The organism is Halobaculum limi (genome assembly GCF_029490015.1).
Classification (GTDB): domain Archaea; phylum Halobacteriota; class Halobacteria; order Halobacteriales; family Haloferacaceae; genus Halobaculum; species Halobaculum limi.
Genome location: NZ_CP120468.1, coordinates 1,396,552 through 1,410,905, shown reverse-complemented (window position 1 = coordinate 1,410,905; position 14,354 = coordinate 1,396,552). Strand labels below are relative to the sequence as shown.

At 66.6% G+C, this 14,354-nt stretch carries 19 protein-coding genes; 7 read left to right on the top strand and 12 right to left on the bottom strand.

The features are described from left to right. Positions 1 to 26: 26 nt before the first annotated feature. Positions 27 to 1,328: a GTPase HflX gene (gene hflX / locus P0D77_RS07085; protein WP_277555590.1), complete on the bottom strand. Its 1,302-nt coding sequence runs from the start codon at positions 1,326 to 1,328 to the stop codon at positions 27 to 29. A gap of 277 nt (positions 1,329 to 1,605) precedes the next feature. Between hflX and P0D77_RS07080 the strand changes: the two genes are divergently transcribed. Beyond that, entirely contained in the window at positions 1,606 to 1,947 is a 342-nt protein-coding gene (locus P0D77_RS07080) for an FUN14 domain-containing protein (protein ID WP_277555589.1), read from the top strand. A gap of 77 nt (positions 1,948 to 2,024) precedes the next feature. Here P0D77_RS07080 and P0D77_RS07075 read toward each other — a convergent pair whose 3' ends face one another. The 3 genes from P0D77_RS07075 to P0D77_RS07065 form a co-directional block, all read right to left on the bottom strand. Further along, entirely contained in the window at positions 2,025 to 2,750 is a 726-nt protein-coding gene (locus tag P0D77_RS07075; protein WP_277555588.1) for a ribosome assembly factor SBDS, read from the bottom strand. A gap of 107 nt (positions 2,751 to 2,857) precedes the next feature. Then, a complete protein-coding gene (gene moaC / locus P0D77_RS07070) occupies positions 2,858 to 3,379 on the bottom strand; it encodes a cyclic pyranopterin monophosphate synthase MoaC (protein WP_277555586.1) in 522 nt (173 codons plus the stop codon). Next, complete coding sequence (locus tag P0D77_RS07065; protein WP_277555585.1) at positions 3,376 to 4,827, bottom strand: NAD(P)H-hydrate dehydratase; 1,452 nt, start codon at positions 4,825 to 4,827, stop codon at positions 3,376 to 3,378. The genes moaC and P0D77_RS07065 overlap by 4 nt, the downstream gene beginning before the upstream one ends. A gap of 138 nt (positions 4,828 to 4,965) precedes the next feature. Here P0D77_RS07065 and P0D77_RS07060 point away from each other — a divergent pair, with 138 nt between their 5' ends. Next, complete coding sequence (locus P0D77_RS07060) at positions 4,966 to 5,253, top strand: ribonuclease P protein component 4 (protein ID WP_277555754.1); 288 nt, start codon at positions 4,966 to 4,968, stop codon at positions 5,251 to 5,253. 28 nt (positions 5,254 to 5,281) lie between these two features. Here the strand turns inward: P0D77_RS07060 and P0D77_RS07055 are convergent, their stop codons facing one another. Further along, positions 5,282 to 5,602 carry a hypothetical protein gene (locus P0D77_RS07055; protein ID WP_277555584.1) on the bottom strand — a complete coding sequence of 107 codons (321 nt, stop codon included), beginning with the start codon at positions 5,600 to 5,602 and terminating at the stop codon, positions 5,282 to 5,284. Positions 5,603 to 5,669: 67 nt separating this feature from the next. On the opposite strand from P0D77_RS07055, the gene P0D77_RS07050 reads away from it, so the two are divergent. Beyond that, on the top strand, positions 5,670 to 5,918 hold the full coding sequence (locus P0D77_RS07050) for a YhbY family RNA-binding protein (RefSeq protein WP_277555582.1): 249 nt from the start codon (positions 5,670 to 5,672) through the stop codon (positions 5,916 to 5,918). After that, positions 5,915 to 6,904 (top strand): mechanosensitive ion channel family protein, encoded by a 990-nt coding sequence (locus P0D77_RS07045; RefSeq protein ID WP_277555581.1) that lies wholly within the window; start codon positions 5,915 to 5,917, stop codon positions 6,902 to 6,904. The genes P0D77_RS07050 and P0D77_RS07045 overlap by 4 nt, the downstream gene beginning before the upstream one ends. A gap of 43 nt (positions 6,905 to 6,947) precedes the next feature. Here the strand turns inward: P0D77_RS07045 and P0D77_RS07040 are convergent, their stop codons facing one another. Further along, positions 6,948 to 8,093, bottom strand: coding sequence for an acyl-CoA dehydrogenase (locus tag P0D77_RS07040; RefSeq protein WP_277555580.1), 1,146 nt, complete (start codon positions 8,091 to 8,093; stop codon positions 6,948 to 6,950). A 112-nt stretch (positions 8,094 to 8,205) separates the two neighbouring features. Here P0D77_RS07040 and P0D77_RS07035 point away from each other — a divergent pair, with 112 nt between their 5' ends. Both P0D77_RS07035 and P0D77_RS07030 read left to right on the top strand, forming a co-directional pair. Further along, positions 8,206 to 9,285 (top strand): phytoene/squalene synthase family protein, encoded by a 1,080-nt coding sequence (locus tag P0D77_RS07035; RefSeq protein ID WP_277555579.1) that lies wholly within the window; start codon positions 8,206 to 8,208, stop codon positions 9,283 to 9,285. Between the two features lie 414 nt (positions 9,286 to 9,699). Next, positions 9,700 to 10,260, top strand: coding sequence for a thioredoxin family protein (locus P0D77_RS07030; protein ID WP_277555578.1), 561 nt, complete (start codon positions 9,700 to 9,702; stop codon positions 10,258 to 10,260). A 65-nt stretch (positions 10,261 to 10,325) separates the two neighbouring features. Here the strand turns inward: P0D77_RS07030 and P0D77_RS07025 are convergent, their stop codons facing one another. After that, positions 10,326 to 10,790: an RNA-binding protein gene (locus P0D77_RS07025; RefSeq protein WP_277555577.1), complete on the bottom strand. Its 465-nt coding sequence runs from the start codon at positions 10,788 to 10,790 to the stop codon at positions 10,326 to 10,328. A gap of 97 nt (positions 10,791 to 10,887) precedes the next feature. Here P0D77_RS07025 and P0D77_RS07020 point away from each other — a divergent pair, with 97 nt between their 5' ends. After that, positions 10,888 to 12,120, top strand: coding sequence for an MFS transporter (locus tag P0D77_RS07020; RefSeq protein ID WP_277555576.1), 1,233 nt, complete (start codon positions 10,888 to 10,890; stop codon positions 12,118 to 12,120). Here P0D77_RS07020 and P0D77_RS07015 read toward each other — a convergent pair. The 5 genes from P0D77_RS07015 to P0D77_RS06995 form a co-directional block, all read right to left on the bottom strand. Then, positions 12,111 to 12,539 carry a hypothetical protein gene (locus P0D77_RS07015; protein WP_277555575.1) on the bottom strand — a complete coding sequence of 143 codons (429 nt, stop codon included), beginning with the start codon at positions 12,537 to 12,539 and terminating at the stop codon, positions 12,111 to 12,113. The genes P0D77_RS07020 and P0D77_RS07015 overlap by 10 nt on opposite strands. Further along, positions 12,539 to 13,021 (bottom strand): hypothetical protein, encoded by a 483-nt coding sequence (locus P0D77_RS07010; protein ID WP_277555574.1) that lies wholly within the window; start codon positions 13,019 to 13,021, stop codon positions 12,539 to 12,541. Before P0D77_RS07010 ends, P0D77_RS07015 begins: the two co-directional genes overlap by 1 nt. A 68-nt stretch (positions 13,022 to 13,089) precedes the next feature. Further along, positions 13,090 to 13,299 carry a DUF1918 domain-containing protein gene (locus P0D77_RS07005; protein WP_277555573.1) on the bottom strand — a complete coding sequence of 70 codons (210 nt, stop codon included), beginning with the start codon at positions 13,297 to 13,299 and terminating at the stop codon, positions 13,090 to 13,092. Between the two features lie 114 nt (positions 13,300 to 13,413). Beyond that, a complete protein-coding gene (locus tag P0D77_RS07000; RefSeq protein WP_277555572.1) occupies positions 13,414 to 13,800 on the bottom strand; it encodes a hypothetical protein in 387 nt (128 codons plus the stop codon). Between the two features lie 69 nt (positions 13,801 to 13,869). Further along, positions 13,870 to 14,295: an EamA family transporter gene (locus tag P0D77_RS06995; RefSeq protein ID WP_277555571.1), complete on the bottom strand. Its 426-nt coding sequence runs from the start codon at positions 14,293 to 14,295 to the stop codon at positions 13,870 to 13,872. Positions 14,296 to 14,354 lie beyond the last annotated feature (59 nt).

Below are 14,354 nucleotides of genomic sequence, written 5' to 3'. Positions count from 1 at the left end.
CGAGCACACCACCCGTTATCGGCCGGCTAGGCCGACTCGACGGATTCGGGTGCGGCGTCGCGTTCGACCTCGGCGGCCTGCGACCGTGCCCGTTCGACGACCGACGGCGGTGCCTCGAACTCGATATCGACCTGCTGGCCGTCGTACTCCTCACGTTCGACGTGGCCGTTGTCGTGAATCCACGCGACGAGACTCATCGCGTCGTCGGACAGGGGCAACAAGAGTCGTTCACGCTTCCACTCCGGGAGTTCCGCCTCGACACGCTCACACAGCGTGTCGATGTGCGTCCCCATCAACCCGGAGACGCAGACGGGGTTTGGCGCGAGCGCCGACAACGCCTCCCGCTTGCGCCGGAGTTCGTCGTCGTTCAGGCGGTCGGCCTTGTTGAACACCGTGACGATCGGTGCCTCGTTGCGTTCGTACAGCGTGTCGTGGGAGGTGACGAGTTTCTCGCGCATCTCCTCGACGGACTCGCTGGCGTCGACGACGAGCAAGACCAAATCCGCGTGGTACACGGAGTCGAGCGTCGACTTGAACGACTCCACCAGCCAGTGGGGTAGATCCGAGATGAACCCGACTGTGTCCGTCAAGAGGACGTCTCGCTTGCCCGTGTTCGCGCGACGAGTTGTGGTCCCCAGCGTCGTGAACAGTTGGTCACGCGACTCGGCCGTCGAGTCCAAGTCCGGGTGGCGTTCGGCGTTCTCCTCGACGTCGAGGTCGTCCGCGAGACGCCGAAGGAGGGTCGACTTCCCGGCGTTCGTGTACCCCGCGAGTGCGACCAGATCGAAGCCGGATTCGCGCCGTTGCTCGCGGCGCTTCTCTTCGGTCTCAGCGATAGCGTCGAGTTCGTCTTTGATCCGACTGATCTGCGACTTGATGTCGCGTTCGCGCGACTCGTCGTACTCGCCGAGCCCCATGAACCCCGGTCGCTCGTCGCGTTTGGCGAGGCTGGCTTTCACCTCGGCGCGCGGGAGTTCGTACCGGAGTTCCGCGAGTTCGACTTGGAGTTGCGCCTTCCGAGTCTGTGCCCGTTGCCCGAAGATGTCGAGAATGAGCGTGAAGCGGTCGATCACCTCGACGCCTTCGGGGAGTTTCGACCCGATGTTGAACGTCTGGTACGGGCCGACCTCGTTGTCGATGATGAGGACGTCGGCGTCCTCGCGGGCGACCAACGCCGCGAGTTCGTCGGCTTTCCCCTCACCGAAGTGGTAGGCTGGGTCCTGGTCGCGTGTCTGTGTGAGCGAGGCGACGACCTCGTAGCCGGCGGCGCGAGCGAGGTCGGTCACCTCCGACAGGTCGGCGTGACCGCGGTCGACGCGCTTGGCCACGACGGCGGTGAGGTCCTCGCCAGTGTGACGGTCAGGAATGGCTGTGCGTCACCCCCGATCCGCTTCGTGTGTCCATACGCGCGGGTACGCGGTCAGGTGACTTCAATTCCGCGCCGCCGGCGTCTCGCGGTGGCCGGCGCAGTCGACCGGTCCACTCGAACGATCGGCGGTCGCCGTGCAGAACGGCCTTCGAGTACGCCACTTGAACCCGTCGTGACGATACTCGGTTGACACCTGCTCCACAAACGACTTAACCGCAGACGGCCGAACCGGTGGTATGCCAGCGTTCGACGTGATCGCACAGTTGGGCATCGACCCGCAGAAACTCGGCCTCGAACTCGGGACCGGCGCGGTCGTCGGCGGCATCATCGGGTTCGCGGCCAAGAAGATCGCGAAACTCCTCGCGGTGATCGTCGGCCTCGAACTCGCGTTGTTCAAGTTCCTCGAATCCCGCGGCGTCCTGACGGTCAACTGGGACAAACTCGGCGCGACGTTCATGTCCGCAGGGGAAGCCGCGACCGCGAACCAGCCCCCGACGTGGGTGCAGAGCATCCTCTCGACGCTGTCCGTCTCGGCGGGCTTCACCGGCGGCTTCTTCATCGGCTTCAAGCGCGGATAACGCCGCTCCTCGCTGCGATCGAAGGCGGCGAATCGCGTCGAACGGGTCCGCGCGGTCCGGTATCGCCGCGCTCGCCGTTACCGTCGACTGATCTCGTCTTCCTCTTTGACGACGCGCGTGTCAGCCTCGCCGCTCGAGACCTCGTTGACGAGGTCGTAGAACTCGTTTTGCAGGCCGGCGGGGAACGTGACGACGCCGACCCACGACCCGTCGCTTTGCCACTCCTCGCGTTCCAGGTCGCCGAACTCGCGCACCTTCGCCTGGCCGGATCCGGCGTAGTTCGCGGGCAACTGCACCGCGATGGTCACCTCGTCGAAGCGGATGGGGATCACCGGCCGAAGCGCGTCGAGGGCGTCGTCGATCTGGTTCTCGACGGGTTCCATCGGGTCGATGGTGAACCCTGCCTCCTCCAGTGCCCGTTCGATCCGCTCGGGCGGGTGCGGCGCGTCGTCCATCTGCGGGTTCACCGCGTTGCGAGTGATCTTGTTGATGAGTTGCTTCTTCTTCTGTTCGAGCATCTCCTTGCGTTGTTCGGCGGTGATCTGGATCTCTCCCCGTCGCACGATCTCCGGGATAATCTCCATCGGGTCGGTCGTCCCGAACACCTCCTCGACGTCCTCCTCGGGCGGGCGGTCGCCGCGCGAGGCGTTCTCGAAGACGTCCTCGGCGGCGATGACGTCCTCCAAGTCGCCATCGAACTCCCCGCGTTTCATCGCAAGTGCCGCGTCCGGGTCGATGAGCACTTCGAAGCGCGTGCCGTGGGATTCCAGGCGTGCGGTGACGGCCTCGTCGAGTGAAATCATAGACGGCAGTACTCCCCCCGTGAGTAAAAGGTATCCGCCGACTGCAACGTCCCCGGTGTACGCCGGCGGGGTGGCGGGGGCTGTCGGAATTGGTGTCGTCTCGGTCGTTACTCCAGTGTGGTCTTCTCTTTGCTCACGACTTCGACGTCCGTGATCCGCGTGTCGGGGTAGCCGCCGGTCACATCCTTCTCGGCGGCTTTCACCATATCCCAGACGACGTTCAAGCCGGTGGTAACGCCCTCCAGCGCCTCCATCTCACACCCGGTCTTGCCGGTCGTCTCGACCGCGACTTCGAGGTCGATGCGGTCGTCGTGGACGACGAACTTGGTGTCGACATTCGTGATCGGAATTTGGTGACACATCGGGATGGTCTCCCAGGTGTGTTTCACCGCCTGCACCGCGCCGACGCGAGCGGTCGCGAGGACGTCGCCCTTCTTCACCTCGTTGCCGCGGACGGCGTCGACGGTCGACTCCGTCAGGTGGATCGTGCCGCGAGCGACCGCTCGGCGGGCGGTGTCGGGTTTCTCGCCGACGTTCACCATCTGCACGTCGCCCGCCTCGTCAGTGTGGGTGAGGTCGTCGTCGGGGTCGGCCGCGTCGCTCGTATTGGAATCGGATGGATCGGTCATTCGCCCTCACCTTCGTCTCGGAGGGCTTGGGGGATGCGATCCGGCAGGTCCGACGCCGCGAGGCCGTCGCCGTACATCTCCGCCGCGGCGTCGCCCGCGCGACCGTTCGCGTACGCCGCCAGCGCCGCCGCCTGCACCGACGAGTCGATCTGTGCCGCGAGCGCACCCGTCACGCCCGCGAGGACGTCGCCCGTCCCACCGACGGTCATCCCCGGGTTCCCGGTCCGGCCCACACGAGTCTCCTCGCCGTCGGAGATGACGTCGTAGCGGCCCTTCACGAGGAGCGTGTGCCCCAGATCCGCAGCGAACTCGCGAACGTGTTCGACCCGTTCGCGCCAGTCGTCGGCCGTCGTCCCGCCCATCTTCCGCAGTTCGCCTTGGTGGGGCGTGCAGATCAGTTCGGCGTCGGTGTCGACCTCGGGAACAACCTGCAGGGCGTCGGCGTCGACGACCGCGAGGCCGTCGTACGCCGCGAGGAACTTCGCCACCGCGTCGAGCGTCGCCGCCTCGTCGCCGAGTCCCGGCCCGAACACGACCGTGTCGTGCCCGGCCGCGAGGTCGAGAATCTGGTCGACGTGTTTCGGCGCGAGGTGGTCGCCAGCGAATGGTCGGACGATCAGGTCGGGGCCGTACCCCTGTATCTCGCGAGCGACGTACTCGGGACAGGCGACGCGGACGAGGTCTGCACCCGCGCGAAGCGCCGCCCGCGCGGAGAGGGCGGGTGCGCCGGTGTAGGGACCGCCGCCGACGACGAGAACCTCGCCGTTGTCGCCTTTGTGAGAGTCGGCGTCGCGGTCGAGTGCGTGCAGGTCGCCCGGACCGACGAACGTCTCCGCGCCCTCGGGGATGCCGATGTCCGCGACCGTCACCTCGGCGTCGAGGTTCGCGAGGCCGGGTTTGTCGTCGTGGAAGGTGACGACCGCGTCGGCATCGACTGCGATGCCCGCGGCCTCGCCCGTGTCGGCGTCGACGCCGGAGGGCACGTCGACCGAGACCACGTCCACGTCGGCGGTGTTGACCTGGCGCGCGACCGTCGCCTCAGGTTCGCGAAGCGCGCCCGTGACACCCGTTCCGAGCATCGCGTCGACGACGACATCTGGGTTGTACTCGTCGAGATCGAACGCCCGCGAGTCGGTGCACGTCGTCGTCGGAAGTTCCGCGCGGTCGAGTGCGTCCCAGTTCTCGCGGGCAATTCGGGTCGTGATGGTCTCGGGTCGGCCGAGGAGGACGGCGTGGACGTCGAACTCATCGAGAAAGCGTGCGGCGACGGCCGCGTCGCCGCCGTTGTTGCCCCGCCCGCACACGAGGAGGACGCGGTCGCCCGGACTCGCTCGCTCACGAAACGCGCGGGCGACGGCGTTGCCCGACGACTCCATCAACTGTTTGCGGGGGACGCCGAGGGCAGCGGCGTTGCGGTCGACCATCGCCATTCGCTCGGAGGTGATCATCGTGTGGCCGGATTCGACGGCCGGCGAGTAAAACGCGGGGGGTGGCTCCGGGCCCCCAGACAGGCCGCAGTCGTGAGCGGCGAACCGCTCCCGAAACCGCTATCCGCCGCGGCCGCCGACTCTGAGGTGAGCAGTTCGATGGACGACGCCACCATCGCCGAAGAGCGGATCGACCGCCTCGCGGCGTTCGCCCGGTCGATGACCCGTGCCGGCGAGGACGACCTCGCCCGCGAGGCGGTTCGACTGGCACGTCGCATCGCCGAGCGACATCGCTGTGGCGTCCCGCGCCGCTTCGAGCGGTTCACCTGCGACGCCTGCGACGCGTACCTCATCCCGGGACGCAACGCCCGCGTCCGCCTGCAGGAGGGGAGTCACGTCGTGATCCGCTGTGACTGTGGTGCGACCGAGCGCTACCCGTATCGCTGAGTTCGTCCGGTCTGACGGGTGGGCCTCCCTACTGATCCGCCTCTCGACGCCTCCACCACCCGAAGAAGCCGTACAGACTGGCGGTGAGCAACACGACGGCGAGACCGTCGAGTGCGTAGTTGAGCGGTGTCCCGGTTCGGAGTGGTCCGCCCTGCGTGAGTTGGAGGAGGCCGTACGAGAGCCATATCGCGCACATCCCCAGTAGGAGCGGGAGGCGTCGCGGCGGTACGTTCCCACGGTAGTGTTGGACGGCGACGAGTCCCGTGACGAGGAGCCACGCCCCGCCCAACGCGACGTCGATGGAGGGCATCACGTCGAGCACGTGTTCCGACGCCGACACCGAAAACATTGGGTGCTGTAACCTCGCGAGTCGACGAACGGGAACGTTCAAACCGCTTCCACCGATAGCGGGAGGTATGACTGATCAAGACCTCCGAAAGCAGGCCCACGACCTCGACGTGACCGTCTGGGTCGGCAAGAAGGGTGTCGGCGCGGTCGTCGACGAACTCGACGACCAGTTGAAAGACCGCGACCTCGTGAAGGTGAAGTTCCACCGCTCGGCGCAGGCGGGCACCGACGTCGACGAACTCGCGGCCGACCTCGCAGACCAAGTGTCGGCAGACCTCGTGGAGACGCGCGGCCACACGGCGGTCCTCCATAGATGAGCCGTCTCGGCGGCGACTCACTGCTGCAGACGGGTACGCCGACTGTGACGCCCGGGTCGAGCCCTCCCACGGGCGGCGGTGAGAGTGCCGCGGGCGCGGTGCTCACGACCCCCATCGCGTCGTTGCTCGCGAGTCTCGGTGTTCCCCGAGGACTCGCAGAGGTGCTCGGAAGCGGCATCACGTTCGTCGTCGTTCTCGGCGCGTTCTACCTCGCGAGTCGCCTGTTCGTCGTGCCGTTGGTCGACCGCGTGTTGGAGGGTCGCGGCCTCGACACCCACGCCAAGCGCCCGCTTCGCAAGATAACGAACGTCGTCGTCGTGTTCGTCGGTATCGCCGTCGGCTTCGGCTTCGCCGGCTACGGCGACTTCCTCCAGTCGCTGGCGACCGTCGCCGCTGCGGCGACGCTCGCCATCGGTTTCGCGATGCAGGACGTGATCAAGAACTTCGTCGCGGGTATCTTCATCTTCACCGACCGCCCGTTCCGCATCGGCGACTGGATCGAGTGGGACGGAAACTCCGGCATCGTCGAAGACATCTCCTTCCGCGTCTCGCGCGTCCGCACGTTCGACAACGAACTGCTGACCGTGCCGAACTCCCAACTCACCGACGGCGTCATCAAGAACCCCGTCGCGAAGGATACGCTCCGCCTGCAGTTCCTGTTCGGCATCGGCTACGGCGACGACATCGAGCACGCCACCGAGATCATCGTCGAGGAGGCCGAACGCCACCCGGAGATCCTCTCTGATCCTGCGCCGTCGGTCCGCCTCACCGAACTCGGTGACTCCTACGTCGGCCTCAAGAGTCGCGTCTGGATCGCCAACCCCTCGCGCGCCGACTTCGTGAAGACGCGCGGCGAGTACGTGACGAACGTGAAACAGCGCTTCGACGAGGAGGGTATCGAGATTCCGTTCCCGCAGCGGGATCTGTCGGGCAACGTAGAACTGAACACGCCCACCGAGGGTGGCGCGGCGCTGGGCGACGACTGAACGCGAACCGCGAACGATCGGTCGGCCGGATTTTACGCTATGTTCACTCGTCCAGCACTTGCTGCGCGATGGTGTTGCGCAGCACCTCGCTGGTCCCCTCGTAGATCTCGTTGAGTTTGGCGTCGCGGTAGAACCGCTCGACCGGGAAGTCCTTCGTGTAGCCGTAGCCGCCGTGGATCTGGATCGCCTCGTTGGCGACCTCGCGACTGATCTCACTGGCGTACAGTTTCGCCTGCGCTGCTTCCTTGATGAACGGCTCACCCTTGATCTTCAGGTCTGCGGCTTTGTGCATCAGCAACTCGGCCGCCTGGAGTTTCGTGTCCATGTCCGCGATCTTGTGCTGGATCGCCTGGAACTGCGAGATGGGGCCGCCGAACTGCTCGCGCTGAGTGGCGTACTCGGCCGCCTCGTCGAGCGCGGCCCGCGCGATGCCGACGCCGCGGGCGGCGATGGTGATGCGGCCGCCGTTGAGCGTCTTCAGCGCCTGCACGAAGCCGTCGCCCTCGTCGCCGAGCAGGCGGTCCTCTGGGAGGTACAGGTCGTCGAAGCGGAGTTCGGCGGTGGGACAGCCCTTGTCTCCGAGTTTGTGCTCCGTGCCTTCGACGATGAAGCCGTCGTCCTCCTCGGGGCGCACGACGAACGAGGAGATACCCTTGTTGCCGGCGTCGGGGTCGGTCTTGGCGAACAGCGTCACCGTGTCGGCGACGGAGCCGTTGGAGATCCAGAGTTTGCCGCCGTTGACCACGTAGCCGTCGCCGTTCTTCTCGGCGGTGGTCTCCATCGCGGGGACGTCCGACCCAGCGCCGGCCTCCGAGAGCGCGAACGCGCCGATGTCCTCGCCCTCTGCGAGTGGCGTGAGGTACTCCTGTTTCTGCTCCTCGTTCCCGAAGGCGTACAACATATTGCCCGCCAGCGAGATGTGCGCGGCGACGACGGTACCGAGACCGCCGGAGCCACGGGAGATCTCCGAGAGACCCAGTGCGTAGCTGTGGTAGTCGAGGTCTGCACCGCCGTACTCTTCGGGGAACGGCATCCCCATCAGGCCCAACTCGGCCATCTCGTCGACCAGGTCGCGCGGGAACTCGTCGGTCTCGTCGATCTCACCGGCACGCGGTTTGATCTCCTCGTCGACGAACTCCGCGACCATATCGCGGATCTGTCGTTGCTCCGTCGTCAGGGCGAAGTCCATAATCGTCCCTGTGGGTTACCGCGGCTTCAACCTTTGCGGTCTCGGCGGTCGAATCCGCGCGCGACACCACACAGTACTTTTTAACCCGCACAGCATAGGCTGGGTCAACTGAATGCCCGACGCCGACCGACCAGCAGTCCCCGACCCCGATGCGGACCTCGCGTGGTGCCACGAGGCCGTGCAAGGAGTCTCTCGCACCTTCGCGTTGACCGTCGACACCCTCGACGAACCGATGTCGTCGTACATCTGTCTCGGCTACCTCGTGTGCCGTATCGCCGACACCGTCGAGGACGCCGACCACATCGCGCCCGATGAACAGGCGGGACTCCTCCGTGAGTTCGATGCCGCACTCGACCCCGAAGACGACACGACCGCGACGGAGTTTCGCGCGTCCGTCGACCAGTATCTCCCACCGGAGGGAGAGCGGTCGGCCGACTGGGAGGTCGTCGCCGAGGTCGAACGCGTGTTCGCCACGTTCGAAGGGCTTCCCCCGGAAGTGCGCCGCGCCGTCGTCCCGCCTGCCCGCGAGATGGCGACGGGGATGGCGAAGTTCGTCGAGCGATACGCCGACGAGGGCGGCCTTCGCATCGAGACGCGGAGCGAACTCGAAGAGTACTGCTACTACGTCGCCGGCACCGTCGGGAACCTCATCACCAACCTCGTCACCACGCTCGGCAACGTTGACGACGAGCGTACGGAGCGGTTGTACGAAGTCGCCGAGGAGTTCGGCCTCCTCCTCCAGTTGGTCAACGTCGCGAAAGACGTCCACGACGACTACACCGAAGAGAACAACGTCTACCTGCCCGCCGAATGGCTGGCAGAACAGGGCGTCGACCAGGACGCGGTCGTCGCGCCCGAGAACCGAGAGGGCACCGCGAACGTCGTCTCCCGCACGGCGGGGTTCGCCCGCGGCTTCCTCGACGGCGCACAGACGTACCTCGAACACGTTCCGCTGGTCGAGGGGAACACGCTCGCGGCGTGGACGATTCCGTACCTCTTGGCGGTCGGCACGCTTCGTGAACTCTCCGCACATCCCGAACGCGCCGTCACCGGAGAGGGCGTGAAAGTGAGTCGCGAAGAGGTGTTCGCGGTCGTCACCGCCGCACACGAACACGGGCGCGACGCACTCCCACGACTGCGTGAGTCTATCGCCACCCAGCCGTTCCACCGGGCGCCGTCGACGGCAGACTGACGCAGTTCCTCACAGTGGGTCGTCGAGAAGGAGGGTTCTGTTGGTTGCTCTGAAAGACGATACCCGGGGCGGCGTTCGACCGCCGACTGGCCTGCGAGACGGTTCGCGTCGAAGTTAACTCGCTATCGACTGTGCGGTGTTACTTTCTCGAACTTCGTCGATTTCTCCGTACAGACCACACGGTTCACACAGAAATACGCCCATTTCACGATCAATATCTGCTTGGTCCGACCCGCAACTTGGACAGAGAGAAGATTCACTCATATTCTCGGTAGAACACAATACGCGCGACCATATAGGTCTATTGACTGCTACATATGTGAAGAAATGACGCGCTACCTGGAGGCCAGTTCTCCACACACGCGTTCTGGACGCGGCCGAACGGTTTTCTCCGCGGCGGCCCACGCTTTACGTATGGTACTCGAGGAATCCGACTCCGAACTCGCGGTCGGTGACGCCGCACCAGACTTCGCGTTGCCCGGCACGGACGGCGACACGTACTCGCTGGCAGACTTCGCCGACACCGACGCCGTGTTGCTCGTGTTTACCTGCAACCACTGTCCGTACGCGAAAGCGAAGTTCGACCTGCTGAACCACCTCGCCGACGAGTACGACGACTGCGCGGTCGTCGGTGTCAACCCCAACGACGACGCGGAGTACCCCGAGGACTCCTTCGAGACGATGGTCGAGTACGTCGAGTCGGGCGCGGTCGCGTACGACGCATACCTCCGCGACGAGACGGCCGAGGTTGCGGAGGCGTACGGCGCGGTATGTACGCCCGACCCGTTCCTCCTGCGCAACGACGGCGACGGCGAGTTCACCGTCGTCTTCCACGGCCGCCTCGACGACGCACTCAATCCCGACGACGAGGCAACCAAGTTCTACGTCACCGAGGCCATCGACGCGGTCCTCGCGGGCGAGGACGTGGACCTCGACCCTGGGCCAAGCCGTGGCTGTTCGATCAAGTGGCCTTGAGAATTCGCCGACGCTGACTCCCGGCGCTTCTCGCCGCCGGCCGTCCGCTTCCCCGCGTCCGCCGCCTACGCCGCCTCGCCCGACTCCCCGTCGGCCGCCTCCTCCGCGAGTTCCTCGAACGTCTCCCGAGCGTTGGCGACGGCCTTCTCGCGTTTCGCGGGGTACGCCTCCACCTTCGCGCGAAGGGTGATGCCCGGCCCGAGTGCGACGCGGCCTTTGAACGCCGCCTGCTTGTCGAGACGGAGGAACAGCGAGTTGTTGTCGTCGACGCGGTCGTCGAGTTCCGCGAGGACGCGGTCCCACTCCGCCAGTTCCGACAGCGTCGCGAGGACATGGCGTACGTCGTCGGCGCGTTCGACGCGGGCGGAGTAGACGACGATACGGTCGCCGTGGTGGCCCTCGTTGACGACGCGCTCCAGTTCGAACTCCTCGGGGAGGAACCGCCGGAGGGCGTCCTCCACGCGCTTCTCGTCCTCGGTGGCGTAGCAGAAGGTCCGCAGATCGACGTAGTGGAACGGCACGGAGCCCATAGTGACTCCCGCTACGCGTGTCAGGGTTGAAAAGGGTGCGACTCGGACACGACGAAACCCGGAGCGTTTTGTGCTCGCCTTTGAGACAGACGGACGAATGACTCCGGCGGTACTTCGCTACTACCTCTACAAGGCGACGCGGGCGGTCGAGTTGTACCGCCCGGTGATGTACCTCTACTTCCTGTCGGTCGGCCTCTCGTTTACGCAATTGGCGTTCCTCGAAGCCGCCTACAACGTGACGACGGTGCTGGCGGAGGTGCCGACGGGATACGTCGGCGACCGCATCGGTCGACGACTCAGCCTCGTCGTCGGGACGGGCGTCATCGCGGCGACGCTGGCGGGCATCGCGTTCGCGACGACGTTCCCCGCGTTGCTCTCGCTGTACGTGCTGTGGTCGGTCGGCTACGCCTTCCGATCGGGCAGCGAGGACGCGTGGCTGTACGACTCGCTGACGGGCGAGGGCGAGTTCGCCGAAGTGCGCGGGCGCGGCGAGTCCGTCGCGCTGGCGGTCGGCGTCGGCGGTGCTGTCGTCGGGGGATGGCTCGCCGGTATCGGCCTTACCTATCCGTTCCTCGTCGCTGCGGTCGTCACCGCCGTCGGCGCGGCCGTGTTGCTGACAGTCGAGGAACCCGCAGACGCACCCGAGTTCGACCCGTTGACGCCGCGCCGGGCGGCCGACGCGATTCGAGACGCACTGTCTGACCCACGACTGCGCTCGTTCGTTCCGTACTACTACGTGCTGTTCTCGGCGGTGACGTACCTCGTGTTCATCTTCCTCCAGCCACGCATCGAGGCGGTCGTCGCGACCGGCCCCGCCGCGGAGTTAGTCACACTCACCGGCGGCGTCGAACCGCTGTTGGGCTGGTACTACGCTGGCATCAGCCTCGTCGGCGCGGCGCTCACCGGACGGGCCGGGTGGCTCCGCGAACACGTCGGCGTCCGGACGTGGTTCGTCGCGATTCCGTTGGTGGTCGCGGCCCTCCTCGTGGGACAGTGGGCGATTCCGCTCGTGGCGCTCCCAGCGTTCTTGCTCGTTCGAGGGCTCTCGGAGGCGACCAGCGTGTTCGCAGCAAGCTACGTCAACGACCGCCTCGTCTCGGTCGGTCGTGCGACGACGCTGTCGGCGATGGCGATGGTGTCGGGACTGACGGTCGTCCCCTTCCAACTCGCGGGCGGGAGCCTCTCGGACCAGTTCTCGCCCGGTGTCGCCCTCGCGGCCGCCGGCGTCGTCCTCGCCGCCGGATCGCTCGCGATTCTCGCGTGGCGTGCCCCTGTTCCGGCAGAGACTGGAGCCGGAACGGAAGCGGGCGACGCGCCGACTCAGCCGTAGTACAGTTCGTCGACGACGAGGTGGGTGCCGAACCCGGCGACGAACACCATCGGGAACGACACCAGCCACGCGAGGAAGCCCTGGCCGCCCGCGCCGTAAGTGAACACCAGCAGGAGGGTGTTCAGGTCCCACCCCGCCAGCAGTTGCGGCGAGAGGACGAGGAGCATATACGATACGTACGACAGCGGCAACATCACGATGAGCACGCCCGTCGCACTCCGCAGTTCCAGCCGCAACAGCGACAGCGACACGCCGGCGACGAGCGTCAGCGCGGGCGGCACCCACCCCGGCGTGGGGAGCGCCGTCGCGTAGACGCCGTCTTGCACCCAGACGAACGTGAGTATCCCGCCGAGGAGCGCGAGAAACACCCCGAGCGCGACGGTCTGCAGTCGCGATGTCCGAACGCGGATCTCACCCATCAGGCGGCCCTCACGGCGGCGTCGACGTCTATCTGTGTCTCGTACCCCACAACCTCGATAGTCAGTGACCCGGTGAGATCCGTCCCGACAATTCGGTCGCGAGTCACCGGCGAGTGGTCGTCCGTCACGGCCATCGTGACGGTGAGCGTCGCCGACTCGCCGGCCGGGAGTCGCGCCCCGCCGACGTCGACGCCACGGGGGTCCGTGATGCGGGCCTCACCGTCGAACAGGGCGAGACCCGCCTCGCTCGGGCGCTCGGGAACGGTCACGGCAGCAGTCGTCGGGTTGTCCAAGCGGAGCGTGACCTGAACGCGGTCGCCGTCCTCGAGCACCGTCGCGTCGGTCGCGGTTGCGTCGATGCGGTCCGTGCGGGCCACCGCGAGGTGGCCCGAGAGCACGGGGACGAGCATCGCGCTCGCGACCGCCGTGATGGCGACGAAGAGGACGACCGCGGTTCGCCGTCGTCCGGGGACCTTCGGCATAGCCACGGCTCGGGAGTGTCGGTACGTAAATACGTTGGTGGCGGTAGGTCCGCCGAGGCGGAGCAGCGTTACTCTTCGTCGTCGTCGCTGTCGTCGCCGTCGGCCGCCTCGAGTGCGTCGGCGGGGACGCCCTGCTCTTGCCCCTCCTCGAAGGAGATGGTGTAGGTGGCGTCGCCGAACATCGTCTCCATCACCTGCGTCACGGTGCCCGTCTCGCCGTCGAACTCGCTGTGCTCGTCGTGAAGGATGACGCTGTCTTCCTTCTCGAATTCAGTCATAACGCGTGATTCGACACGACCGTACAAAAGGTCGCTGAAAGGCGACCGGACGGCGTTCCACTGCGCCCCCGCCGAGCGTTCTGTTCGATCGGCGGCGACGCGGTCTCGCACACGTCACGCTCGAAGCGCCAGCCACACGCCCGTTCGAGCGAGCGTGTACGCGGTCCCGGCACCCGCGACAGCACCTGCGACCCGTGCGGCGAGCGACCCCGACGCGGCGACGGCGGAGAGGGGGTCGGCGACGCCGAGGGCACGGAACGTGGCCGGGTCGACCGCCTCGGCCGACGCGCGCACGACGAGTGCGACCGACTGCGATCCGATGGCCGTGAGGAGTGCACAGGCGACGAGTGCCGGAACCACGAGCGTCGTCGGTGGGAGTCGGGCGGACCGGCGTGCCGTCGTCGACGTCCGGCCCGAGGTGTGACGCGTGCAGTCAGGACACGAATCCGACGAATCACGGTCTGAGAGGGTCGTTTGACCGACGGAGTCCGGGGGGCGCATCGCGCCGTCTGCGTCGACTTCGATGAAAAACGTTCGCGAGAAAGGAAGTGAGGGCGCCCCCGTGTGTCATCACTCGCCAGCGACGAGAACGACGGCGACCACCGCGAAGGCGACGCCGAGGAGTTTCCGCGCGGTGACGGGTTCGTCGAGGAGGACGACGCCGACGGCGGAGGAGGCGACGAAGAACATCGCGAACACCGGCGCGACGACGGAGACGCGCCCCACCGACAGCGCCCGGTAGTACGCGAGGATACCGACCGACAGACACGCTCCGGCGGCGACGACGTACCGCATTCGGGGATCGGCGAGGTGTTGTGTGACGCCGCTTCCGGTGTAGCCGATGACTGCCAGCGTCGCGACCACGAGGATGGCGTTGGCGACGAACGCCGCGACCGTACTGGGGATGGCACCGTCTCCTGCCGTCGCCAGTCGCATCAGCGGCGCGACAAGCGAGTACGCCGCCATCGCGACCAGCGACCACGCGATGTAGTTCATATCGATCCCTGATTCGTAGCCCGTATGAGCGGTTCGACTCCGGGCGACGAGGCGACGGG